Source organism: Paenibacillus sp. J22R56 (assembly GCF_056269375.1).
Genome location: NZ_JBWDNV010000007.1, coordinates 244414 through 269004, shown reverse-complemented (window position 1 = coordinate 269004; position 24591 = coordinate 244414). Strand labels below are relative to the sequence as shown.

Here is a 24591-nt window from a genome sequence, read left to right as displayed (position 1 = left end):
TCTCATATAGGAGGTAACGAAGGAAATGAAAATGCGGTTTGATGGGAGTGGAAAATATTGCAGGAATAATTTTGTCCGCCCGGTAGTATGAGGATAATATCGGAAAGATGATACGGAGTTTTTACAAAATCAGCATAATTTCTGAAAACCACACATACGTGTATAGTAAGCACTTGCAACACAATAGGAGGCGGTCTCGTTTGGCAACGGAATATGCCTATATGGCCGTATGGCTGCTAGGCTTGTTTGGCATCGTGGGTACGGTGAGCGCTTATGTTGCTCGGTTTGTGGTGAAGGATTCCTTGTCTTATGATCAAACACATGTGTGGCGAAGAAAACTGCCTCCTGAAACGAAAAAAAAATGAGGAAAACAAAAATCGGCTGTCCGCATATGCGGCAGCCGATTTTCTGGTTTTTAGAACGTAGGCAAATTGTCGAGATTATTGTCTGTACGGCCATCCGCGTTTGAACGGAGATGCTCATCATGATCACGGCCTCTAAAGACGTTTAGTCCGGCAATTTCATTATTTTTAACCATTGATTGTGCGGTTTTGTAATCCACAACACGGCCGGATGTTAACTGCAGCTCCACGATATCGCCGTCTCCATTTTTACGTACGGCTACAACTTCTTCTGATTGATCCATTTTTTATCATCCTCCCATTGGCTAGTATGGTTCAATGAGGTGGAAGAAATGCATGAATCGGAAGAATAAGTGTTGGACCAGTTGGATCACTCTTGCATACACTAACACGAAAGCGGATGTTTGCAGCGCCAGTAGCGCGGTGGATATCTGCTTTTGACTTTTTAATAAAGCTTATATGGTATAAACCTCATGCTGCTGGACGAAGCGCATTTTGCCCGTATGACCAATAAACTCCTCCATATTATCGTGATAATGCATAAGCCAAACCTTTTCTTGAATGTCCTCCGGCAGTGTCAGCAATTCATCCAAGCTTGCATGTACAACCCCGGGGGAAGTGAGCTGGCAGTCATGGAAAATGGTCTCCACGCCATCATTGCTAAGTCTGCTGAGCAAAGCACCATCAAATTTCATATCTGCCGAGTAAAAGAAGCTCTCGTTAAAGAGGAAAGAGTAGCTGAGTTTTCCTGCAATATGATCGGTAAGGATAAGCTTTACTTTAATTTCGGGATGAATCTCATACTCTTCACCTTCTTTAATAGGCCGGACATCGAAGAAATCGGATATGGCCGTAAGGGGTTCCTGAGTAAGTCCTCCCCGAAGCGTCTGTTCCCACAATGGCTCCACAAGGGTATCGGCGATATAAAGGACTGGCTTCTTGCCATAGCGGAACATCATCTGGAACGCATATTCTTCAAGTCCCCCAACATGGTCGGCATGCATATGGCTGATAAGTACAGCGTCTAAATCATCAAACGAATAGCCAGCATCATGCAGTGATCGTGGTAAAGTAATGCCGCAATCGACGAGCAGCCTAAAGCTGTCTACCTCAACCAGCGCATTATTGTTCGCGTATTTTTTCGCAAAAGCACCACCTGTGCCTAACATTTGAATTTGCATTCTGGAGCCCTCCCGGTACATTTTCTTCCACTTTATCAAATGAGTATCTTGATGACAAACAACAGATGCACTTTTGCCTGCGCCTACATATAATGCAGTAGCATAACGGCGGGAGGACTGAAGGAAGCGATGAGTGCAGCAGCAGCGGCCAAAGGCAAAGGTAAAGTCGTCAAGAAGAAAAAGACAAGTGAGAAAAAGCAGTATCATTACAAGCTTGTATTGTCTGATACATGTGGAGTATGCAAAACGCCTTGTGAGCGGGGAATGAACTATTGGAGGCGGATGCAGGAGCCCGGAGCGGTAGGGAAAGGTGTTCCTTGTATCTTGACTCGCACGTACAAATAAGGACGAATATTTCCTGGGCAAGCGCATGATTCTACAGCTTTTGACAGCTCTAGGATAGTCTTTCTAGCTGTTAAAAACTTTTAGGCTTGTGCGCAACTTTGGACGAAATTCCGAGTATAACTTTTCATCCAGACAAAACGGATGGAGGGTTATCAGCAAATGTTGGTCAGATTTAAAAAAGTAGCCATTCTGCTCGCTATTTTGTCGGTATGTGGTGGTACATTCATATTTGCCGATTCGGCAGTGCAGAAGGTACGAGTAATTGTAAATGGCAGTGAGCTTGATGACGGCGGAATTGTTGTAGACGGCAAGACATATTTACCGCTGCGCCAAATGGCAAACAGTCTGCACGCACTAGTCGACTGGGATAATCAGAGCAAGAAAGCGACGATTAATAAGCCTAATGTTCATATGATTTTATTCCAGGATAAAGTGATATTTGGCAATGTGGACAAAGGGAATAAATATACGTTTAACGTTTTCTCTCAGATCGATAACTTGACAACGGACATTTCAGCCGTGAAAGTATCGATTACGGATCCTTACGGCACAGAGAAGGTTATTCAAACTCAGAACGTGAATATTACGAAGGATAACTTCTGGTATCGGACCGAAGATATCAAATATAACTTTGAGTTTGCAGGGAAATACGCCGTTCGATTTTATTTGAAGACATCACCATCAGATGACTGGACAGTCGTGTCGGAGAAGCTGATTTCTTCCCAATAGCTGTTAATATAGGGCGCCTATTGCTGTGAGTGCAGCAGAAAGGCGTCTTTTGTTTGACCACCGTTCCTTCACATGGTACGATACGTTAGTATGTATAATTAACTGAAATGGGGTAATTCCATGAGCGAGCATCAACATGAGCACGGCGAAGACTGCGGTTGCGGACAAGATCATGAACATGATGAGCATGTGTTCATCGTGACAGACGACGAAGGCCAAGAGCGTGAAATGGTCATGGTCTATACATTTGAATCGGAGAATAACGTATATGCTGTATTGCTGGATCGTAACGACCCAGAAGCAGACGGTGTTATCTTCCGTATCGAAGAAGAGAACGAAGAGGCATTCCTCGTTGGAATCGAAGACGATGCAGAGTGGGAACGCGTAACAGCGATCTACGAAGAAATCGCAAAAACAGAGAACGAGAACAAAGAGGCTTAATAGCCGCTACTAGAACACCCGTCTTATCCGAGTAACTGCTCCTGCAGCTGCCCGGTAAGACGGGTGTTTTTTATGCCTCGATAGAGGCTGCCTTATTTCCGCGGATTATAATAAATCGTTCGGCCGTTAAACATCGTTAACTCGGCTTGAAGCTGTTTAGCTAAATATTTGCACAGCTCATTGGCCTTCGCCTTATCGCCATGGGTTGAACCATCCGGCAGCACGACTTGAACCGATGAAGGATCATCCGTCCCATTGCCAAAGATGATGTACTTGTATCCAGGATTCGTTCCTTGCAAATAGAACCACCGGTCATCCTGCTTGGACTCGATCGTATACGGAAAGGCAGAAGCTGCGTAATCCCAATCGAGCTGGGTTCCTGTTAATGCGGTTTGATCACGGTAATGGAGGAGCTTTTCCTTCAGTTCTTCTAGCGATAGTTCACTTACGGCAGACCCTTGAACAAGCTTAATCACTGCGCTTTGACTCATTCGTCCCACCCCCATCTCATCATAGCATGCAGATCAGAATGTTTACAATAAGTGGAATAGGCAGGTATATAAAAAGCCGGCTGCATAACCCTGAAGAGGGACTGCAGCCGGCTGTATTTCGTTAGAATATCGCATTTTCCTCGACAATTACTTTAACAAACTGAATGCTGCGGTCTTCCGGCCCTTTAACAGGGAGGCCAACCTCAACATGATCAACGATGTAGTCGATGTTTTTCTGCGAGATGACTTCACCTGGCAGCAGAATTGGAATACCCGGCGGGTACACATAGATAAACTCTGCGATAATCCGGCCAGCAGATTCCTTGAAAGGAACAACCTCTGTCTCGCCATAGAAGGCATCGCGAGGTGTTAAGGAGAGCTGTGGAATTTCTGGAATTTTGACTACCAGCTCGCGGGCTTCAGCCCCTTCATGGAAGGTTTCGGATAGACCACGAAGCGAGATAAGTAGTTTTTCAATGGAATCGGACGTATCTCCTGGTGTAACTAGGCAAAGAATGTTATACATATCACTCATCTCGATCTCTACATTGTAGTGATCACGGAGCCAGTTCTCTACTTCGTAACCCGTAACACCTAAATGACGAACGTGAATCGTTACCTTGGTTGGGTCATAATCATAGGTTGCTTCATCGCCAAGAATATCTTCTCCGAAGCATTCCAGGCCCGGAATTTTATTGATTTGCTCACGTGCATATTGAGCAAGTCCAATTGCGCGTTCTGCAATTTCATGTCCATTAATCGCCAGGTTGCGGCGGGAAGTATCCAGCGATGCAAGCAGAATATACGAAGTTGAGGTCGTTGTCAGCATACTAAGGATCGTTTGGATCCGGAACGGATTAATACGGCCTTTACGTACATTAAGGACTGAGCTTTGGGTCATCGACCCGCCTAGCTTATGTACGCTTGTTGCCGCCATATCGGCGCCAGCCTGCATAGCTGACATCGGCAATTTTTCATGGAAATGGATAAGTACGCCATGAGCTTCATCAACTAGAACAGGAATATCGTAGCTGTGGACAAGATCTACAATTTCCTTCAGGTTTGCGCATATGCCAAAGTATGTTGGGTTAATGACAAGAACAGCTTTCGCGTCAGGGTGACGGTCGAGTGCACGTTTAACCGAACGAGTTGTAATGCCATGATCGATCCCCAGATTCGAATCGCGTGCAGGCGAGATGAATACAGGGCGTGCGCCAGCGAAAATAATCGCAGCCATAATCGATTTGTGCACATTGCGCGGTACGATAATTTTATCGCCTGGCGAGCAGACCGTAAGAATCATCGTAATAATCGCACCACTTGTGCCTTGAACGGAGAAATAGGTGTAGTCGGCGCCAAAGGCATCGGCTGCAAGTTTTTGCGCTTCTTCAATAACGCCGGTTGGCTGATGCAAGTCATCAAGCGGAGCAATATTTATAAGATCGATCGACAAGGCGTTGTCGCCGATAAATTCGCGAAACTCAGTATCGCTGCCGAGACCCTTCTTATGCCCCGGAATATGAAATTGTACCGGATCGTTCTCCGCATGGCGGCGGAGTGCGCTGAAGAGCGGGGTTTTATTATGATCCATCGCTTTAGTCCCTGCCTTTCGAATATCTTCTAATGTCTTTTGTACAAACAAAGTTGAGTATAGCAAAAACAAGTCGGAATGCAAGTAACAATTTTATCAGGAGCTATGCATTCTGGAGCTGGAACCGGAATGTTCTCCATTTGTTCATAACAATGCGCTGACTTGATATGTTACGATTATGGATGGGGTGAAAACATAATGCGAGATAAACGACTACTCATTGTAATGGCAATTCTAATGACCACCTTCATCGGGTTTGGGATTATTATTCCTGTAATGCCCGAAATGATTAAAGCAGTTAACCCGGGTAATGCGGAAAAACATACGGGCTACATGCTCGCCTTGTATTCTGCGGTATCCTTCATACTCTCTCCTTATTGGGGAGGCTTATCCGATAAGATTGGCAGAAGGCCGATTATAATAACAGGGGTTACAGGTTTTGCGATCAGTTTCCTTCTGTTTGGCTTATCGTCGGACAATCTTACGATGATGTACTTATCACGAATATTAGGCGGACTGTTCTCAGGCGCTGTAACGTCCGTTATTGTCGCTTACGTAGCTGATATTACACCACCAGAGCAGCGTACAAAAGGAATGGGACTTGTCGGCATGTCGATCGGGTTTGGCTTTACGATTGGGCCAGGCGTTGGCGGACTGCTCAGCCAAGTTACGCTGGAGACACCATTTTATGCTGCATCTGTGATGGCATTAATCACATTAATTCTTGCTTTCGTGAAGCTGAAGGAATCGCTGCCGCCAGAGAAGAGAAGAGCGGCAAGCGAGAAGCAGCCTTCCCGTTGGTCTGCTTTTACCGGGCCGCTTAAATACTTGTATGTATTGGCCTTCTTCGTTACTTTCACGCTGGCTGGTATGGAAGCAACGCTGCAGTTCTTTGGTATTCAGCGCTTTGACGTCACACCACTGCAGGTAGGTATTCTGTTCTTCGTCTGCGGCTTTGTTGGTGCTCTTGTACAAGGTGGTGTTGTTCGCCGCCGGATCAAGAAAGGACAGGAGCCGCAATATATTGCAGCTGGACTTATCATTTCGGCAGTCGGATTCTTCCTGCTGCTGGCCGCTCATTCTTTATGGTGGGCTACGCTGTCGCTTGCGGTATTTGGCGTCGGCAACTCCTTGATTCGTCCTTGTGTTACATCCTTGATTACACAGAAGACGCAGGTTGGACAAGGTGTTGCATCGGGTCTTAGCTCCTCAATGGACAGCTTGGGCCGGATTGTGGGGCCGCTTATTGGTTCGTTCTTGTTTACGATGGATTTGCGTCTGCCCTATGTATCGGGCGGCATCTTATGCCTCGCAGCTCTGCTGCTGCTTCTGCAATTCCGGAAAATGGACAGTACAAGCACGGTAACTGCTGTTCAGGAATAGCTTTTAATTTAAAGCCGGTTTCTCATCATTTGATGAGGAGCCGGTTTTTTTTGGTTTTCCCAAAGAATGGCTTGTCTGGAAGCCGCATATAGATGAGGTAGGGTAAAAAGAGGTGAATGGAAGTATGGGAATGTTGTCTTGGCGCAAATGGGCAGCAATTATTTTGGGAAGTCTGCTTATTTCGGCCGGAATCAATTTTTTTCTAATGCCATTAATGATATTGGATGGGGGCCTCATTGGAATTGCCCTTATCGTAAATTATCTATTTCATGTTCAAGTTGGGTTAACGATGCTGATTTGCAGCATTCCAATCTTCGCTCTGGCATGGTTTCAAAGCCGAAGTATGATCTACCAGAGTATTAATGGCTTGCTGTTGTCCAGTTATGTCATCGACCTGCTAAGCCCGTATCGATTTTATTTTCTCTATTATATTGAGTGGACCCCATTCACTCGCGCTGTGATTGGCGGGTTTTGCATTGGGACAGGCATCGGCATCATGCTTCGCAACGGCAGCACAACAGGCGGGACGGATTTGCTTGCGCATTACCTTTCCCGTTACATTCCTCTTAATGTAGGCGTGATTATTTTTCTGACGGATTTTCTTATTATCGGTACAGGAGCTTTCTTGCTGCCTGAAAATACGTTCTTACTATCCTTAATTACAGTGGCGGCGGGGGGAGTTGCAACCAGCTTATGTACCTGGAACCTGCCGCATAACCATCACTTTAGACAGGAATAAAGCCGGAGGCATATGCCTTCGGCTTTGTCTTGTTTGGTTAAGGAGCCAAGCCTTTCATGATAAAGGCTATCGTCGCTTCCCGTTCCTGTTCGTCATTCCAACTGCTTCCATCACGTTTGCCGTATAAAGTACGTATAGCGGCGTAGCCAATTAAGGAAGAGACAGTCAAGCGAATAATGGTATATGGTGACCAGTCCACTAATGTACCGTCCTCCTGGAACCGACGGATGTTAGGGGTGATTTTCTCAAATACCTTGGCAAGAACAAGCTTCTCGAATTGCTCCTGCAATTCAGGGTGAAACGGGATCTCCTGAATAAAGATCTTAAGCACATGCATGTGCTTCTCCAGGAACGCAAGCCTGTTCTCGAGAATCGCGCGAAGCATCTGGTCATAGCTGTCGTATTTACTATCCAGTACTTTATAAAATTCCCTCATAACAAACGGTGCGACTAGCTTTGCCATTACAGGTGCTACGATGGATACAAGCAAATCTTTTTTTGTTTTGTAATGACGAAATATCGTTCCTTCCGCAACCCCAGCGCGTTGTGCAATCTCATTCGTGGAAGACGCGGCATAACCTTTCTCTGCGAAAATCTCGGAAGCTGCTCTAACGATCCTAAGCTGCTTCTCTGTCATCGTCTTCTCATCCCCGAGCTTGCCCAGCTCTTCCAGCCATTCTTCAATCGGCTCGCTCATGCTTACACTCCCTTTATTCATTCCTGTCCATTCCTTCTATTATAGCAGAACTTAAAACCAGCCTACATGCGGCGATGCTTCTTCAGCGCAACGACGTTCAGGAGCGCGAAGAGGATAGATAAGCCTGCCAGTACATAAATATCGAGCTGGATATCGCCAATGCCTTCTCCTCTGATCATGATGCCGCGCATCGCATCTGCTCCATAATAGAGCGGCATGATGTAGCTGAGTTTTTGCAGAACTGGATTCATCGCATCCAGATTAAATAATCCGGAGAAGAAGGCCTGAGGTACGATAATGATCGGAATGAATTGAATGATTTGGAATTCGCTGCTTGCAAACGAAGAGAGCAAAGTGCCAAGGGTCAAAGCCGTCAGCGATAGTAATAGATTAATGAGCAGCATATTCACGATATTTCCGGACATTGACATGCCTAGCACTTGCACGGAATACCAGGCAATTAGGGAAGCTTGGATCAAGGTGAAGATACCAAAGCCGGCGAGGTATCCAAGGACGATCTCAGATCGCCGAATGGGAGTAGCCAGCAGCCGTTCCAACGTGCCGCTCGTACGTTCTCGCAGGAAGGAAACACCTGCAAGCAGGAACACGAAGAAGAAGGAGAAGAAGCCGATCAATACAGGGCCAAAGGAGTCAAATGAGGCCATATCTGGTCCACCGTACAAATAATGAACGGTAGGAGCGAGGTCTTGTGCGCCGCTTTGCAGAGCTTTCTGCAGAACTAGCTGCGTACTGCGGCTGACCGAAGGATCACTTCCTTCTAGTGTAATGACAGGCTTACCGTCTACGATCTGAATAATAGCGTCCAGATCGCCATCATGAAGAGCTTTATCTGCTGCATCAAAGGAGTCAAAGATTGTAATGCTTGCTTGCTGCTCCTCCAGCTTCTCGGAAAGAGCGGCAGTAGGACCGACCAGGCCGATTTCCGGAGAGACGGTATTGCCGTCAAAGACAAGCTTTGTCAGACTCAAAATGAGCAGTGGAGCAAGGAATAATAAGGCAAGCGTCCGCTTGTCGCGTAGAAACTGGCGTGTAATTCGAATAACTAGCGCGCGTATTCTCATGCATGCTCACTCCTTTCGCTGCCAAGCGAGATAAAGGCTTCTTCAATCGTATGGACGCCAGCCTGCTCCATAATTGCTAGAGGAGTGCCAATGGCGATCAGCTTACCGTCTCGGATGAGGCCAAGCCGATCACATTTCTCCGCTTCGTCCATGACGTGGGTTGTCACGATAATAGTAACCCCTTTTTCCGTCAGGGTCCTCAGCTCGTTCCAAATCGTTTTCCGAAGCACGGGATCAATACCTACGGTTGGTTCATCCAAAACGAGGAGCAGCGGCTCATGCAGCAGGGCAATGGCCAGTGACAGTCTGCGTTTCATCCCACCGGAATAAGCGCTCGTCTGTTTATCCAGATGGTAGGTCAGATTGACCAGTGATGCGGCAGATTGCATGCGGTCAGCAAGAACTTTTCCCTTAAGTCCATAGAGAGATCCGTAGAAAGCCATGTTCTCCTTGCCGGTTAACTCCTGATATAAGGCATCGGATTGTGCCATATAACCAAAGGTTTGCAGCATTTTCAGCTGGGGCATAGGTTCACCAAATAATTGAATGTTGCCGGCGTCAGCCCGGTCAATGCCGGTTATAAGTTTAATAAGGGTTGTTTTTCCCGATCCAGATGGACCGAGCAGTCCGAATAACTCCCCCCGTGGTACCGTAAGCGAAATATCATCCAGAACCGTCCGATCGCCAAATCGTCTTACAATGTGTTGAGCGATAATAGCAGAATCTGCAGATGTTTCGGTAGCCTTTGTCATGGTTCACACCCCTTGTAATTCATAATGAGTGAATACTCACTTTTTAGTATAGGTATGCTATTCGAAATTGTAAAGTGAGTACTTACTCACAAAAGATACTAGACTTAAGTCGTAGAAGCCCTCCGACCAGAGGCGAGAGTAAAGTACCGTCTCCAGACGTTTTTACATTATTTTCAATGCAGGTATGCTTAGAACTGTCAAATACACAAAAGAGAATTCCGAATAGGGAGAAGGAGTAGTTGTAATGAATAAGTTAACCGAATGGTCGTTCCGCAACAGGGCGGCCGTCATCCTGATCGTCGTGATGGCTTTGGTGATGGGAGTTGTCAGCTATTTGAAGCTGCCAATGGAGTTCCTGCCGGAAGCTGATAATCCGCAGGTCATGGTGACGGTAATTGGACCTGGCATGGACGCCAAATCGATGGAACAGCTAGTAACCAACCCGCTGGAAGAAGCGGTAGGGTTCACGAAGGGCAAGACCGATATGTTCTCGACTTCGGGTAATGGTTATGCACAAGTGAATTTGAACTTTGATTCGAATACAAACATGAAGGAAGCGAAGGCGGAAGTAGAGAGGACTGTTGATCAGATCCAGCTGCCTCAAGGCGTTATGAAGCCTTTCGTTATCCAATACAATACATCGATGATTCCGATCTCCTGGATTACCCTCACATTCGAGGATGGAATGAGTGAGCAAGAGAAAGACGCGAAGCTTAAGGAGATTACTACTGAACTGCAAAAAGCGGAAGGTGCAGGTGAAATTAGCGTCAGCGGTAAATCTACACCGGCTGTGCATGTGACTCCGCTTACGGATAAGCTCGAAGAGAAGGGTATTCCTGTTCAAACCCTTCTTAGTGTCCTGCAAGGAAGAGGAGTGTCCTCATCCATTGGTGAACGTGCCATTGACGGCGCATCCGGCAACATCAATGTCTATGATCAAGTAACGAGTATAGATACTTTGCGCAAATTGCCTATCGCGCCAGGGGTTAAGCTAGAAGATGTAGCTACTGTTGAGCAAGCGAAGGAACAAGAAAGCATCGGCCGAATGAACGGTAAAGATGCCATTATGTTTACAATTTCAAAGACAGCTAATGCGAATGCCGTTACGGCAGGTAAAAATATCGAGAAGACGGTAGAGCGGTTAAGTAAGGATGTAGCTGGTGCTGAGATCTCGGTACTGATGAGTACGTCTGATACTGTCGTACATTCGGTTGACAGCATGCTGCGTGAAGTTCTGCTCGGCGCGTTGTTCGCTACCATTATCATTCTGATCTTCATGCGTAATTGGAGAGCGACGCTGGTTACGATTGTATCGATCCCGTTGTCGTTAGGTATTACGTTGTATTTGCTGGACCTGTCAGGGGTTACGCTTAATATCATTACACTTGGCGGTGTTGCAGTAGCAGTCGGCCGACTGGTCGATGACAGTATAGTCGTAATCGAGAATGTCTACCGAAGATTGCAGAAAGAGCCATTCTCCAAAACCGTTATTATTGATGCGACTAAAGAAGTAGCAACGGCGATTACATCATCCACTCTTGTTACTGTGGCCGTATTCCTGCCGATGGGTCTGCTGCGCGGCTCGCTGCAAGCTTTCCTCCTGCCATTCGCACTGACTGTGGCATACTCGCTGCTTGCTTCTCTGCTTGTTGCTTTGACAGTAGTACCGCTGCTCAGCGCGTTCTTGCTGCGCGGTACCAAAGAAAAACCGCATAAGGGCTCAAGCAAATTTGCTTCGTTCATTCGTTGGAATTTGCAGCATAAATGGATTACGTTAGTTGTTGCTCTTCTATTGTTTGTAGGATCAATCAGTGCTTATGTGATGATGCCTAAAGGTGCGCTTGATTCCTCTAGTGCTGAGAATGTCAATGTATCCTTGCAATACCCAAGTGATACTCCGTCTGATCAAGTAGAGCAGGGCGGTACAAAGCTGGAAACCTTCCTGAAGGATAACAAAAGTGTTGAATGGGTTATCATGCAGCTTGGCAACAGCGCGGATAACGCCAAGTACGGTGCTGTTTCTTCTCCAACACTCGTTACCTACACGATTGATTTGAAAGACGGCGTTGATGCCGAGAAATTTATGGATGAAGTGAAAACGCAAAAAAGTAATTTCGGTGATGCAGAGCTTATCATTAATGCAGCTGACCTCATGATGGGCGGCGGTTCATCACAAATCTTTATCGATGTTACAGGCGATGATCCAGAGAAGCTTACACAAGCTGCGGATCAGCTGATCGCTAATATTAAACCAATCAAGGACGTTCTGAAAGTACAAAGCAATCAGGAAGAGAAGAAACCGGTTTATACCTTCCAGGTTAATCCGGAGCAGGCGAAAGGCCAAGAAGTAGCTATGCAGCTGCAAAGTATGCTGAACCCTGTTCCTCTTGGCAGTATTCAAGTGGAAGGCCGCGAAACGTCCGTCATTATGCAGCCAGTCATTAATCCGGATACGGAAGATGAGCTTAACAAGTTAACGATTGCTACAGCTTCCGGTATTGTTCCGATTACGAATGTTGCTAAGCTTGTGAAGTCAGAAGAAGCAAGCTTGTACTATCACAAAGAAGGCAAAATGTATGTTCGGGTTACAGCGGATGCTGAACCTAGCCAGCTGTCTGTTGTAGGCAAGGAAATTCAGAAAGCTGCAGATAAGCTGGAGCTTCCAGAAGGTGTAACACTTAAGGTTGGCGGTGCATCTGCAGATCAATCAAGTGACTTTGCAGACATCGGTATGACAGCGTTAATCTCTATCGGCCTTGTTTACTTGATCATGGTGCTTACCTTCAAGACGCTTCGTGCACCACTTGCGATCCTCTTCTCGCTGCCGCTAGCTGCGATTGGAGCTGTAATTGGACTCTTGATCTCAGGGGTAACACCAGACTTTACTGCCATGTTTGGCGCTCTCATGCTGATCGGTATCGTTGTCACGAATGCAATCGTGTTAATTGACCGAGTGAAGCAGAATGAAGAGACGATGACGATCCGCGATGCCTTAGTTGAAGCGGCTACAACACGGATGCGTCCAATTGTAATGACGGCTGTCGCAACCATATGCGCAATGCTGCCACTCGTCTTTGGTTCAAGCGAATCGGGCAGTATTGTATCACAAAGCCTTGCGATTGTTGTTATCGGTGGTCTCGCAGCTGCAACGCTGCTTACCCTGATCGTTGTGCCATGTATGTATGAGTTGATGTTCTTCCGTACCTCGCGCAAGCAGCGCCGTGCGGGTGCTCAATCTGCGCAAGGTGTAACAGCAGTGCAAGTGCAATAAAAAGAAAAAAACCGCTTCCCACATGGGAAGCGGTTTTTGCTTATTGGGATGCCAAGCGGTACAACGGCATTAACGTTTCATAGGTTTGCTGGGCAAATTTATACAAGGCATCTCCATCCTGCAGGAGCGGGTCACCGGTTGGAATGTGGCGGCCGATAAGTAATTCGGCTTTCTGCACATCACGCAGGCGGGTAAGCGCGTTAGTCCAGTCCTGCTCGGCCATTTCGCTGACAGACTTGGATTCTTTCTTCATATGGTCAAGGGAAAGGACATAATCGGATGGGACAGCCGCAATGACCTCGTCCAGATGTTCTAAGTAAGTGGATGCAATGCGGGATTTATTAGGCGCCTCATAAATAAGGGCGAACCATAAGAATAGGTGATCGTCGAACAAGCCAAGCTGGAAATGTGGGTGTGCTTTGTAGCCGCGTTTGTTGTTGCAGATTGCAAACCAAGTATCCTTTGGCGGGTTTACCGTACGGCGCGCATGTTTGGCAATATGCAGGAACATCTCGTCACTTGCCTGCACGGCAATATCGCCGGCAAGCTTTTCGCCGAGATAGCGGAATTTCGGCCGGATCCGTTCCTCAATAGCCGACATTCGCTGCTCCAGGCCATCGATCAGGAAAGTATCAAAGTCTTTTTGTTCAAAGCCTGTAAAGGCTGCTGGCGTCGTTGTAGTCGTCATCTATGTTCTCTCTCCTCACAATTGAAACAAATAATAATGGTTCATTATAGCACATCCAAGGCAGTGGTACAGCTTCGATAGGGGGCATGTCCCCTCTTGCGGGCGGCTTGACCGCCCTTTTTTTAAATTAGACGGCCTTTAAGCGAAAATTAGTCAATAATCCAAGTTGCCAGAACATAAGATGGAGTATAAGATAGAGGTAAGAACAAATTGTCAGACTATTTCGTCAAATGCTAAAAAGGGAGGGATTGCCGTGAATAAGAGCTACGAAGTCGAATATTGTAATTTGGAGCTGCGATTTGATCGCCGGCAAATCCAAAACCTCATCCGTGATCTCATTCAGGAAGGGTACTCCTTGTATTGGAGCGAAACGGAGGGGCAGTTCCTCATTTCAATTCGAACTGGTCGTAAGCTCGTGAAGTTAAGGTTTCAGCGGATGAAGAACCGTTACAAGATCGTCGGGGATTACACCATTAAGGACGAGAAACTGTCGGAGTTGCTTGAAAAGCTTATTAATGACACACGTGGACATGCGATTGTCAAGCGGATCAAAGATCGTCAGATCGTCATTGAGAACATTATGTTTGGTGAAATAATACGACTTGTGGAGGTGTCCGGTATGGAACATCGGATTATTTATCAAAAGAAGCCATTCGTAACTATAGAGGAAATGATCAAGGCTTTTCAGTCCAAACGGGCGGAGGAACGCGCAGCGGTATTACGTTATGAATTGGATTATGAGCTGACGGTACTCTTTGACGCTCTGCAAGAGAACAATGAAGAGGCCGTTGCTGAATCGAAGGAAAAACTCGTGCTGCTCCGTTCGGAGATGCTGCAGCTTGAATTGTAAAGCTAATAATGAATGATTTGATAAATCGGCTGAATGGTTCTTAATGAATCATTTGGCCGGTTTTTTTCATTTTCTGGTTAGCATTTCTTCGTAATATAAGGTAAACTTTCTAATGCGGTCAGGAAATCTAATGGATGTTTGGCGACAAATTCCGCGCAAATGGTTTTCATCTCTTTGCAAAAAGAGTAATATAAAACTATTGAAGACCACCATACTATAAAAAAAAGGATGGAAGAAACCAAATGGCAAAACAGCAAATCGGTGTTATCGGCCTAGCAGTTATGGGCAAAAACCTCGCACTTAACATTGAGAGCAGAGGCTTCACAGTTTCGGTATATAACCGTTCCCGTGAAAAAACAGATGAATTGATTAAAGAATCCGAAGGCAAGAACCTTGTTCCTGCTTACACAGTTGAAGAGTTCGTGCAATCGCTCGAATCTCCTCGCAAAATTCTGATCATGGTACAAGCTGGCGCTGGTACTGATGCTACAATTGACGCTCTTGTTCCTCACCTGGACAAAGGCGACATCATCATCGACGGCGGCAACGCTTATTTCCCTGACACGGTTCGCCGCAGCAAAGCTCTTGAAGAGCAAGGCATCCGCTTCATCGGTACTGGTGTATCCGGCGGTGAAGAAGGCGCACTGAAAGGTCCTTCCATTATGCCAGGCGGCCAAGAATCCGCGTACAAACTGGTTGAACCAATCCTTACTGCTATCTCTGCAAAAGTCGGCGACGACGCTTGCTGCACATATATCGGTCCAGACGGTGCCGGCCACTATGTAAAAATGGTGCACAACGGTATCGAGTACGGCGACATGCAGCTCATCTGCGAAGCATATGACCTGCTGAAAAACACGCTTGACCTGAGCGCTGAAGAGCTTCACAGCATCTTCACAGAGTGGAACAAAGGCGAACTGGACAGCTACCTGATCGAGATCACAGCTGACATCTTCTCCAAATATGACCCTGAGACAGGTAAACCTATGGTTGACGTTATCCTTGACTCTGCTGGTCAAAAAGGCACAGGCAAATGGACAAGCCAAAGCTCCCTGGACCTTGGCGTGCCATTGTCGATCATTACGGAATCCGTATTTACTCGCTTCCTGTCCGCTATGAAAGAAGAGCGCGTAGCTGCAAGCAAAGTATTGAACGGTCCTGAGAAAAAAGCGTTCCAAGGCGACAAAGCGGCATTCATCGAATCCGTACGCAAAGCGCTGTTCGCAAGTAAAATCTGCTCGTACGCACAAGGCTTCGCTCAAATGCGTGCAGCTTCTGAAGAATATGATTGGAACCTTCGTTACGGCGACATCGCGATGATCTTCCGCGGCGGCTGCATCATCCGTGCACGCTTCCTGCAAAACATCAAAGATGCTTACGATCGTGATGCTAACCTGCGCAACCTGCTCCTCGATCCTTACTTCCAAGGTATCGTTGAGTCGTACCAAGGCGCATGGCGTGAAGTGGTTGGCGCAGCTGTAACTAACGGCGTACCAGTGCCTGCTTTCTCAAGCGCACTGTCGTACTTCGACAGCTACCGTACAGAGCGTCTGCCAGCTAACCTGCTGCAAGCGCAACGTGACTACTTCGGTGCTCATACGTTCAAACGTTTGGACAAAGAAGGTTCGTTCCACCACAACTGGATGAACTCCTAATCCGGATTGATTATTTTAGCCCGTAAGACGCTTCAATGAGACATTGGCGCAAACGTGTTGCCTCCTGTTCGGAGTAATGCTTGCGGCGAATGAGCAGCATTGACGCTTCGGCGAAATAATGAAAGTTTTTCAATAAGCGTGGCTGCGAAAGGTCCCTGAGAGCAGGGTCCTCGTCAGCCACCTTTTTTTTAATATATTCAAGCATCCAGACGACATCTTCACGGCATAACGGGTGATCGGGACTTAAAATACGATCCATTCGGACATTGCTTGGGTGGGAAGCGGGCAAATTCGATTCACTGGTCATGCCATCTTCACTCCTATTCATGATATATGCATCATTATCATCCATACGGCATATGCAACTTTTTTATACCCTATTCCGGATAAAAAATGATATGATGTTGTGGTAAATAATATCGGAACAGACTAATAGGGGAGTTCTTGCAGTGGATCTACGCACAAGAAAAATTGTATTAGTAGGCTTTATGGGAACAGGGAAATCAACCGTCAGCCGACTGCTTGCAGAGCAGCTCGGATGCTCGCGTTACGATTCGGATGAGGTCATCGAGCAAACCGAAGGGACAATCTCGAAGCTGTTCGAAACCTATGGTGAGGCAGGCTTCCGCGATATCGAAAGCAAAGTGCTGGTTTCGCTGTTAGAGGCCGAAGCACGCTCTATTATCGCAACTGGCGGCGGCGCAGTTCTGCGGGAACATAACCGGGAAGCTATGCTGAAGCATGGATTCGTGGTTGCGCTTACGGCAGATGCGGAGCATATCATTAATAGAGTGAAGTCTGACACTACTCGTCCATTACTACAGGGTGATGTAGCTGCCAACGTTCACCGCATTATGGAGCAGCGCAAGCATGCTTATGATTTTGCTCACCTCCAATTGGATACAACATCATTAACGCCGCAGGAAGCCGCAGAGGTCATTCTGCAAGCTCTGCAAGAGGAATAGCAGGAGCAACGTTCAACTACTTTAAATAAAAGGAGAACTGCAGCACAATGGATGTTATCGTTACACCTACTCCAATACTTAAAGGGGAAATTCAAGCACTTTCCTCTAAAAACTATACGACTCGCTACTTACTGGTCGCTGCGCTTGCGGAAGGTACAAGCACGATTTATTATCCAGCTCATAGTGAAGACAGCGACGCAATGCGCCGTTGTATCCGTGATCTGGGTGCAATCGTAGAAGAAGATGAAGAGAAAATCGTCATTACTGGCTTTGGCAAAAATCCAAAAGCAGTTAAGCAGCTGGATGTAGGCAATGCTGGTGCCGTCCTTAGGTTCCTTATGGCGATTGCTTCGCTTTGCCCGGATGTAACCTTCATTAACCGTTACCCAGATTCACTTGGCAAACGTCCACATAACGATCTGATCGACGCACTTGGCCAAATAGGTGTGAAGGTTGAACATAACGAGGGTAAGCTGCCGATCCGTATTCAAGGCGGAGCACCAAAAGGCAAGAAAATTCAAGTATCCGGCAATGTCAGCTCGCAGTTCCTGAGCGCCTTGTTGTTCTTGACGCCGCTGCTTGAAGAAGACAGCGAGATCGAAGTGCTGCATGATCTGAAATCCAAGGTTGTTGTTGGACAAACACTGGAAGTGCTGGAGCAGGCAGGTATCGTGATTCATGCAAGCGAGGATCTGATGAACTACCGTATTCCAGGCGGACAAAAGTATGAAGCGAAGAAATATGTCGTGCAAGGGGACTACCCAGGTTCGGCAGCTATTCTTGCAGCAGCAGCGGTTACGAATTCGGACGTTATTGTTCATCGTCTGGAGGAGAATAGTAAACAAGGCGAGAGAGCTGTTGTAGACGTCCTCCGTATGATGGAAGTTCCAATGACTCATGAGAACGGAATTGTTCATGTTAAGGGCAATGGCAAGCTGAAGGCTGTTGAATTCGACGGCGATAAAGCTACGGATGCGGTTCTAGCTATGGTTGCTGCGGCAGTCTTTGCTGAAGGGACTTCGCGTTTCTATGATGTAGAGAACCTGCGCTACAAAGAGTGCGACCGTATTACGGATTATTTGAACGAGCTGCGTAAAGCTGGTGCGAATGTAGAAGAGCGCCAAGCAGAAATTATCGTTCATGGCCGTCCGGAAGGTGTAGAAGGCGGCGTTGAAATTAATGCCCATTATGATCATCGTGTGATTATGGCACTAACTGTCGTAGGCCTGCGTGCGAAGAATCCGATCCGGATCCGCGATGCACATCATGTTGCTAAGTCATATCCGATTTATTTCGATCACCTGAAAGCGTTAGGTGCGAACGTAGAGTGGGTAGAATAAGAGTAAACAGATGAAAGCGAGGTGCTGATAATGGCATTTGAAAATCCGACCCGCGATGAAATAAAAGAGATTCTGCAGGCGAGTACGAATATCGCTGTTGTTGGTTTATCCGATAAGCCTGACCGCGTGTCTTATATGGTCTCTGAAGCGATGCAGAAGAAGGGTTATCGGATTATTCCGGTAAATCCCGCTGCAGAAATCATTCTGGGTGAAAAATGCTACGCAACCCTTAAGGATATTCCAGAACCGGTCGATATCGTCAACGTATTCCGTCGACCAGAGCATACTCCTCCAATTGCGGAGGAAGCTGTTGCGATTGGAGCGAAGACGCTTTGGCTGCAGCTTGGGATCGCTAATGATGATGCAGCTAAGATTGCATCTGATGGCGGGCTTCAGGTCATTATGGATCGCTGCATTAAGGTTGAGGATTCCATCTTACTGCCGCATGGGAAGGCTTCAGTCTAGACGCACCTCATCGTTATACTTTCTAAATTGGCGGGCCATCAGGCCCGTCTTTTACTTTGACAAAAAAGCGTAGACACCGTACCATCGATATAGAGATTTGGATAAGGCAACAATGCATGCTTACGAAGTAAGAATTATCGCTAAGCACGCGATAATTCTTTAGGTAGATGCTTACGAAGTAAAGAATTATCGCAAAGAACGCGATAATTCTTTAGGTAGATGCTTACGAAGTAAAGAATTATCGCAAAGAACGCGATAATTCTTTTTAGGAGGTGAAAAGGTGAATTTTCTAGGAAGGTTTCAGCAGCTAGGACGTGCAGTTATGCTGCCGATGATCGTACTTCCAGCTGCGGCAATCTTTTTATTTCTTAGTCAGCTGCCATGGGATCTTCTTGGATTACCCGATGCTGCAGACTATTTGAAAGCGGCAGGAAATGCGATCTTTATGTTTCTGCCTTATATTTTTGCTGTTGGCGTATCGCTGGGACTTACGAGTAATGCCATTGCAGCAGGTATGGCTGCCTTAGCGGGCATGGTCATCTATGTTGGTGTAACGGGTGCAGCGGAAGCACAGATTGAACCAACGGTGTTTGTAGGCTCAATTATCGGCATCATCTCCGGATTCAGCTATGAGCGGTTTAAGAATTTGCGTCTGCCTGAATACATACAGTTTTTCGGAGGGCCGAGGTTTGTTCCTCTGTTCGTCAGCTTCGTTACCGTAGTACTCTCAATGGCGATGATTGGGGTAGCACCGTTAATCCAGCGCATGCTGGAAGGCTTAGGTGATGTGGTCGCTTCCGGCGGTGGTTTTGGTGTTTTCTTGTTCGGTTTTTTATATCGGATACTGGTTGTTTTTGGTCTGCATCATTTGCTCAGTCACGTGTTCTGGTTCCAGGTCGGTGGATATGAGACGGCTAACGGTGCAATGGTTTATGGTGATCTGCCGAGATTTTTCGCAGGTGATCCAACCGCAGGTGCCTTTATGGCCGGGATGTATCCGATTGTCATGTTTGCCTTACCGGCCATTGCCTTAGCGATCATTCATGAAGCAAGGGAAGATTTGAAACCTAAAATCCGGAAAACGTTTATGTATGCTGCATTGGCTTCATTTTTGACAGGTGTCACGGAACCAGTTGAATTTGCTTTTCTATTCGTTGCTCCTTATCTGTTTGTCGTGCATGCTTTGTTATCCGGCATCATTATGTGGGTCACGTATGAGCTTGGCATCCGGCATGGCTTCTCGTTCTCAGGTGGCGTCATTGACTATATCATTAATGAGCATTTGGCAACAAAAGGCTGGCTGCTTATTCCAATCGGTATTGTTGTTGGTATTGTTTATTACGTACTGTTTCGGTGGGCGATTAATCGGTTCCGTATTCCGACGCCGGGACGTGAGGAAGGCTCGCAGCTTGATGAATGGGCAGGTGACATTCCATACCGTGCACCACTTATCCTTCAGGCGATAGGCGGAAAAGACAACATTGTGCAAATGGAGTCCTGCATTACAAGGCTTCGCCTCAAAGTAGCCAATGAAAAGCTGCTCGATAATAACTCGCTGCGCAATTTAGGGGCAGCAGGGGTGCTTCGGCTAGGCGGCGGTAACGTCCAAGTGGTATTCGGTACGTATTCGGAGCTGATACGAGCTGAGATGCTGAAGGCTATTGAACGGGATCAAGAACAGGTGCTCTTTAGTTCCCCGGTACAAGGCCGAATGATTCCGCTGGAAGATGTACCCGATCCCATCTTTGCGGGCAAGCTGGTCGGACAAGGCGTGGCCTTTATTCCTGATAAAGGCGAGCTGGTATCACCGGTTAAAGGTACCGTCATTATTGTGTATCCAACGATGCATGCTGTAGGCATACGAACGTTGGAGGGGCTTGAAGTATTGCTCCATATCGGAATAGACACATCCAAGCTGACGGGGAAATCGTATTTCAAAGCAGTTGTACAGGAAGGCCAAGAGGTTAATCCAGGAGATATGCTCGTACGATTCGACCTGCAAAGAGTTCGCAAGGAGAGCAAATCGCTTGCAACGCCAATGGTCATCACGAATTCGGATCTCGTCCATTCTTGGCGTTTTGCGCCATTCAAAGCGGTGAAGAAAGGACAGTCTTCTGTCTTGTCAGTTGTACTTAAAGAGAGAAATGGTGGAGGGGAACGACCATGATACAAGGAATAGGAGCTTCGGCAGGCATTGCGATCGGGAAGTCGTTTGTACTTCCGAATTGGGAGTGGGAATTTCCTGAGCAGCGTGTCGATGTAGCTGATTTTGCCCGAGAATTTGAACGAGTCTATGAAGGAATTCGCACATCCAAGCATGAAATTGAGCAAATCAAAGATGAGCTTAGGGAAGTTGTTGGCTCGGATGAAACTCAGATTTTTGATGCACATCTGGCCATATTGGATGATCCAGTCTTCATGAATGAGATTCAAGGCATTATCCAGCGCCAGTATAAAGCGGCAGAAGTTGCGGTTAAAGAGGCTATTGACCATTTCGTCACGATGTTTGATCTTCTTGATGACGAATATATGAAGGAACGTGCCCTTGATATAAAGGATGTCGGTAATCGGTTGCTCAAGCATTTGCTTGGTGCACCGGAAATTACACTGCCTTCTGATACTCAGCCTTTTATTCTAATTGCAAGAGAGCTCTCTCCTTCCCAGTTGGCCCATATTAACCCGAATAATGTGCTTGGTATTGTAACGCTTGCTGGTAGTTCGACTTCTCACTCTGCCATAATGGCCCGTGCTCTTGGTGTGCCACTTGTGGTTGGGGTGGAGGCGAAGCTTGAGGAGCCGATTCAAACTGGTCAATCTCTCATTATTGATGGTACGGAAGGACTCCTGTTTATTGAGCCTGAAGATGCGTTAATCGATCATTATTCGGAACTTCAAGGACGCCTGGCTGAAGCAAGACAGCAGCTGAACAGCATTGCCGGACATCAATCCGTAACGCCGGACGGGAAGGTGCTGGGGCTTGCCGCGAATATCAGTTCCTTGAAGGAGCTTGAGGTAGCACTCTCCACCGGGGCTCATGGTGTTGGACTGTTCCGTACTGAATTTCTGTATATGGATCGGAATCGTTTTCCGAAGGAAGAAGAGCAATATGAGGTTTATAAAAGTGTTGCAGAAAAGCTGGCGGGAGAACCGTTAATTATTCGAACACTTGATATCGGCGGCGATAAGCAGCTTGATTATTTTAATATCCCGGAAGAGGATAATCCGTTTCTTGGTTATAGAGCCATCCGGATTTCACTCGATCGTAAAGATCTGTTCAAGACACAGCTTAGAGCGATCCTACGGGCAAGTCACTATGGGCAAGTAAAGATCATGTATCCGCTGATTTCGTCCGTGGAGGAAGTAAGAGCTGCTAACAATGTGCTTGCTGAAGCGAAGCAGGAGCTGGAGCAGGAAGGGATTCCTTATAATGCGAATATCCAGGTAGGCATTATGATCGAGGTGCCTGCAGCTGTTATACTGGCTGATTTGTTGGCACAGGAGGTTGATTTCTTTAGCATCGGTACAAACGATCTTGTCCAGTTTACGCTGGCAGTGGACCGAATGAATGAAGAGATCAGCTATTTGTATGAGCCTTTCCATCCAGCGGTGCTGCGTATGCTGAAGCTGACGGTCGAAGCGGCGAAAAGAAATCGTATCAAGGTTGGCGTATGCGGCGAGCTTGCGGGTGACCTGCGCGCACTTCCGATCTGGCTTAGCCTAGATGTAGATGAGCTGAGTATGTCCTCTCATTCCATTCTGCAAGTGAAAGAGCGGCTGCTCTGCACAAGGCAGGAAGACAGCGACTCCTTGCTCGAGCAGCTTATGGAATGCCGTACGAGCGCAGATATTCATAACAAACTGAAGCAGTTTATGGATTCAGTTGATGGCAAAGGAGCAGCGTCCGCGATTTAGCGGACGGCTCCTTTTGTATTCAAATATAAGAAAGTATAAGATTTCCCAATACTACGCTTATATTTCACACGCGAAACGTATGCTGCTCCTTCTAAGGGGGCGCAGCCTTGTTACTCTTGAGCCTGCTGTTCCAGTGCATCCACAAATGCTTTCGCATAAGGAGGCAGATCAGGTGGACGGCGGGCTGAAATGATGTTGCCATCAACTACAACAGCTTCATCAAACCATTCTGCTCCGGCATTTTCCATATCATCGCGAATACCTGGTGTAGAGGTAACTTTACGACCTTGCAGGATTTTAGCCGAGATAAGCACCCAGCCTGCGTGACAGATTTGACCGATTGGCTTGCCAGCAGCATCAAGCTCCTTAACAAGCTCCAGTACTTTCGGATAGCGGCGAAGCTTGTCCGGCGCCCAGCCGCCAGGCACAAGCAGACCGGCAATGTCGGCGCTGTTCACTTCGTCAAAGGACAGGTCAGCGACAGCAGGAACACCGTATTTTCCGATATGCTTTTTCCCTTTTTCAGGACCGGCATACAGGACAGTTGCTCCGGCTTCGCGGACGCGATAAACCGGGTACCATAGCTCAAGATCCTCGAACTCGTCATCAAGAAGACAAATAACAGTTTTATTATGTAATGACATTTTGATTTCCTCCTATATTTATTATTTCATTTTCATTGTAACGAAGGAGAACTCATGAATCAAACGAACAAACGCCGACTAATACGTTTTATCCCGGCTGTCCTATGGATGGCGGTCATTTTCGGATTTTCTTCCCGGACGGGTGATGAGATGAACACGATGCTGCCGTTTTTCCAGCGCTTCTTCCCATCTATGTCGAGCTTTGACTGGGGACATTTTCTCGCTTATTTTTTATTAGCCATTACTTTTGATTATGCAATTGGAGCCAAGGGAGACCGTATCCTCTATAAATGCTTCATAGTGATTGGCTGCGGCCTCTACGGTGTAACGGACGAGTTCCATCAATCGTTTGTAGGCGGCAGAATGACTGACGTGCTAGATATCCGTAATGATATGATTGGGGCAGCTGTATGGGTTATATTAGCAGCCATCCCGCGGATAAAAAGACGTTGGCGGAAAGTTGCTCCATAGTAAAAATTACATAGTGCAGATAAGCAGGATTTTTTGTAGAAAAGGTCGAATCCTTTACGCAGCGAAAAAAGAAATAGAAATGGAAAAGCAGCCGCGCGTAAAGGAGTGGGCCAAAGTGCAGAAAAGGTGTCATTGCGGTGACATCATGAAGATGAAACTGCGTACAGTGATCTATTCGGGCAAAGTTGAAATTGACAATGTCCCAGTATTTTCTTGTTCGGTATGCAGCCGCAGCGAAGTACTACCCGATGTGAAACCGGATCTGACCGGCCTCATCGCAAAGCTAGGCCAAGAACCACCGAAACAAACCTTTTTATTTAACGAATGTAATGAATGGGCGGATTTGCTTGTTGAAGCAAGCGAGCACCGTAAGCATACGGATCCATACCATATCGAACAGCTGACGCAAGAGCGGATTAATAATTTACTTGATGTACATCTAATCGCGCAATCGCTTCATGATGAGGAATGGATTGCTGATATTAACAAAAGACTATCTCAACTTAGCAGGCGGTCCTTGCATACATAAGCCATACG

General features: G+C 46.8%; 26 protein-coding genes. 16 read left to right on the top strand and 10 right to left on the bottom strand.

Features of this window, described 5'->3' with window-relative positions; all coding sequences use genetic code 11:
* Positions 1–200 precede the first annotated feature (200 nt).
* A complete protein-coding gene (locus tag AC0YNT_RS18350; protein WP_167277852.1) occupies positions 201–365 on the top strand; it encodes a hypothetical protein in 165 nt (54 codons plus the stop codon).
* A 50-nt stretch (positions 366–415) separates the two neighbouring features.
* Here AC0YNT_RS18350 and AC0YNT_RS18345 read toward each other — a convergent pair whose 3' ends face one another.
* Entirely contained in the window at positions 416–646 is a 231-nt protein-coding gene (locus AC0YNT_RS18345; protein WP_167277854.1) for a DUF3892 domain-containing protein, read from the bottom strand.
* A 171-nt stretch (positions 647–817) separates the two neighbouring features.
* Positions 818–1543 (bottom strand): MBL fold metallo-hydrolase, encoded by a 726-nt coding sequence (locus AC0YNT_RS18340; protein WP_475805936.1) that lies wholly within the window; start codon positions 1541–1543, stop codon positions 818–820.
* Positions 1544–1672: 129 nt separating this feature from the next.
* Here AC0YNT_RS18340 and AC0YNT_RS18335 point away from each other — a divergent pair, with 129 nt between their 5' ends.
* The 3 genes from AC0YNT_RS18335 to AC0YNT_RS18325 all read left to right on the top strand — a co-directional run bounded on the left by AC0YNT_RS18335 (position 1673) and on the right by AC0YNT_RS18325 (position 3058).
* Complete coding sequence (locus AC0YNT_RS18335; RefSeq protein ID WP_441894840.1) at positions 1673–1888, top strand: hypothetical protein; 216 nt, start codon at positions 1673–1675, stop codon at positions 1886–1888.
* A 159-nt stretch (positions 1889–2047) separates the two neighbouring features.
* Complete coding sequence (locus AC0YNT_RS18330) at positions 2048–2617, top strand: stalk domain-containing protein (protein WP_441894841.1); 570 nt, start codon at positions 2048–2050, stop codon at positions 2615–2617.
* 120 nt (positions 2618–2737) lie between these two features.
* Positions 2738–3058 (top strand): DUF1292 domain-containing protein, encoded by a 321-nt coding sequence (locus tag AC0YNT_RS18325; RefSeq protein WP_167277864.1) that lies wholly within the window; start codon positions 2738–2740, stop codon positions 3056–3058.
* Between the two features lie 92 nt (positions 3059–3150).
* On the opposite strand, the gene AC0YNT_RS18320 is transcribed toward AC0YNT_RS18325, so the two are convergent.
* Both AC0YNT_RS18320 and AC0YNT_RS18315 read right to left on the bottom strand, forming a co-directional pair.
* Entirely contained in the window at positions 3151–3549 is a 399-nt protein-coding gene (locus AC0YNT_RS18320; RefSeq protein WP_167277866.1) for a DUF1885 family protein, read from the bottom strand.
* A 121-nt stretch (positions 3550–3670) separates the two neighbouring features.
* A complete protein-coding gene (locus AC0YNT_RS18315; protein WP_475805935.1) occupies positions 3671–5140 on the bottom strand; it encodes an aminotransferase class I/II-fold pyridoxal phosphate-dependent enzyme in 1470 nt (489 codons plus the stop codon).
* A gap of 198 nt (positions 5141–5338) precedes the next feature.
* Between AC0YNT_RS18315 and AC0YNT_RS18310 the strand changes: the two genes are divergently transcribed.
* Both AC0YNT_RS18310 and AC0YNT_RS18305 read left to right on the top strand, forming a co-directional pair.
* Positions 5339–6523 carry an MFS transporter gene (locus AC0YNT_RS18310; RefSeq protein WP_475805934.1) on the top strand — a complete coding sequence of 395 codons (1185 nt, stop codon included), beginning with the start codon at positions 5339–5341 and terminating at the stop codon, positions 6521–6523.
* A gap of 130 nt (positions 6524–6653) precedes the next feature.
* Positions 6654–7262, top strand: coding sequence for a YitT family protein (locus AC0YNT_RS18305; protein ID WP_167278203.1), 609 nt, complete (start codon positions 6654–6656; stop codon positions 7260–7262).
* A 37-nt stretch (positions 7263–7299) separates the two neighbouring features.
* Here AC0YNT_RS18305 and AC0YNT_RS18300 read toward each other — a convergent pair whose 3' ends face one another.
* The 3 genes from AC0YNT_RS18300 to AC0YNT_RS18290 form a co-directional block, all read right to left on the bottom strand.
* Entirely contained in the window at positions 7300–7959 is a 660-nt protein-coding gene (locus AC0YNT_RS18300) for a TetR/AcrR family transcriptional regulator (RefSeq protein WP_475805933.1), read from the bottom strand.
* Positions 7960–8021: 62 nt separating this feature from the next.
* Positions 8022–9041, bottom strand: a complete 1020-nt coding sequence (locus tag AC0YNT_RS18295) for an ABC transporter permease (protein WP_475805932.1) — start codon at positions 9039–9041, stop codon at positions 8022–8024.
* Complete coding sequence (locus AC0YNT_RS18290; protein ID WP_475805931.1) at positions 9038–9793, bottom strand: ABC transporter ATP-binding protein; 756 nt, start codon at positions 9791–9793, stop codon at positions 9038–9040. The genes AC0YNT_RS18295 and AC0YNT_RS18290 overlap by 4 nt, the downstream gene beginning before the upstream one ends.
* A 244-nt stretch (positions 9794–10037) precedes the next feature.
* Here AC0YNT_RS18290 and AC0YNT_RS18285 point away from each other — a divergent pair, with 244 nt between their 5' ends.
* Complete coding sequence (locus AC0YNT_RS18285; RefSeq protein ID WP_475805930.1) at positions 10038–13064, top strand: efflux RND transporter permease subunit; 3027 nt, start codon at positions 10038–10040, stop codon at positions 13062–13064.
* Between the two features lie 40 nt (positions 13065–13104).
* Here the strand turns inward: AC0YNT_RS18285 and AC0YNT_RS18280 are convergent, their stop codons facing one another.
* Positions 13105–13752, bottom strand: a complete 648-nt coding sequence (locus tag AC0YNT_RS18280; protein WP_475805929.1) for a DUF1054 domain-containing protein — start codon at positions 13750–13752, stop codon at positions 13105–13107.
* A gap of 253 nt (positions 13753–14005) precedes the next feature.
* On the opposite strand from AC0YNT_RS18280, the gene AC0YNT_RS18275 reads away from it, so the two are divergent.
* On the top strand, positions 14006–14602 hold the full coding sequence (locus AC0YNT_RS18275) for a hypothetical protein (RefSeq protein WP_127493532.1): 597 nt from the start codon (positions 14006–14008) through the stop codon (positions 14600–14602).
* A gap of 242 nt (positions 14603–14844) precedes the next feature.
* Positions 14845–16257, top strand: a complete 1413-nt coding sequence (gndA, locus tag AC0YNT_RS18270; protein WP_167277883.1) for an NADP-dependent phosphogluconate dehydrogenase — start codon at positions 14845–14847, stop codon at positions 16255–16257.
* Positions 16258–16267: 10 nt separating this feature from the next.
* Here gndA and AC0YNT_RS18265 read toward each other — a convergent pair whose 3' ends face one another.
* Positions 16268–16564, bottom strand: coding sequence for a hypothetical protein (locus tag AC0YNT_RS18265; protein ID WP_475805928.1), 297 nt, complete (start codon positions 16562–16564; stop codon positions 16268–16270).
* A gap of 142 nt (positions 16565–16706) precedes the next feature.
* On the opposite strand from AC0YNT_RS18265, the gene AC0YNT_RS18260 reads away from it, so the two are divergent.
* The 5 genes from AC0YNT_RS18260 (at position 16707) to ptsP (ending at position 22939) form a co-directional block, all read left to right on the top strand.
* A complete protein-coding gene (locus tag AC0YNT_RS18260) occupies positions 16707–17222 on the top strand; it encodes a shikimate kinase (protein WP_475805927.1) in 516 nt (171 codons plus the stop codon).
* A gap of 47 nt (positions 17223–17269) precedes the next feature.
* The gene (gene aroA / locus AC0YNT_RS18255) at positions 17270–18562 is read left to right on the top strand and encodes a 3-phosphoshikimate 1-carboxyvinyltransferase (protein ID WP_475805926.1); all 1293 of its coding nucleotides are present in this window, start codon (positions 17270–17272) and stop codon (positions 18560–18562) included.
* 30 nt (positions 18563–18592) lie between these two features.
* Complete coding sequence (locus AC0YNT_RS18250) at positions 18593–19027, top strand: CoA-binding protein (protein WP_475805925.1); 435 nt, start codon at positions 18593–18595, stop codon at positions 19025–19027.
* Between the two features lie 280 nt (positions 19028–19307).
* Positions 19308–21194 (top strand): glucose PTS transporter subunit IIA, encoded by a 1887-nt coding sequence (locus tag AC0YNT_RS18245; RefSeq protein WP_475805924.1) that lies wholly within the window; start codon positions 19308–19310, stop codon positions 21192–21194.
* Positions 21191–22939, top strand: a complete 1749-nt coding sequence (ptsP, locus tag AC0YNT_RS18240) for a phosphoenolpyruvate--protein phosphotransferase (RefSeq protein WP_475805923.1) — start codon at positions 21191–21193, stop codon at positions 22937–22939. The genes AC0YNT_RS18245 and ptsP overlap by 4 nt, the downstream gene beginning before the upstream one ends.
* Before the next feature lie 110 nt (positions 22940–23049).
* Here ptsP and AC0YNT_RS18235 read toward each other — a convergent pair whose 3' ends face one another.
* Entirely contained in the window at positions 23050–23583 is a 534-nt protein-coding gene (locus AC0YNT_RS18235) for a type 1 glutamine amidotransferase domain-containing protein (RefSeq protein ID WP_475805922.1), read from the bottom strand.
* 54 nt (positions 23584–23637) lie between these two features.
* On the opposite strand from AC0YNT_RS18235, the gene AC0YNT_RS18230 reads away from it, so the two are divergent.
* The gene (locus AC0YNT_RS18230; protein WP_475805921.1) at positions 23638–24054 is read left to right on the top strand and encodes a VanZ family protein; all 417 of its coding nucleotides are present in this window, start codon (positions 23638–23640) and stop codon (positions 24052–24054) included.
* Between the two features lie 115 nt (positions 24055–24169).
* Positions 24170–24583, top strand: coding sequence for a hypothetical protein (locus AC0YNT_RS18225; RefSeq protein WP_167277908.1), 414 nt, complete (start codon positions 24170–24172; stop codon positions 24581–24583).
* The last annotated feature ends 8 nt before the right edge of the window (positions 24584–24591 follow it).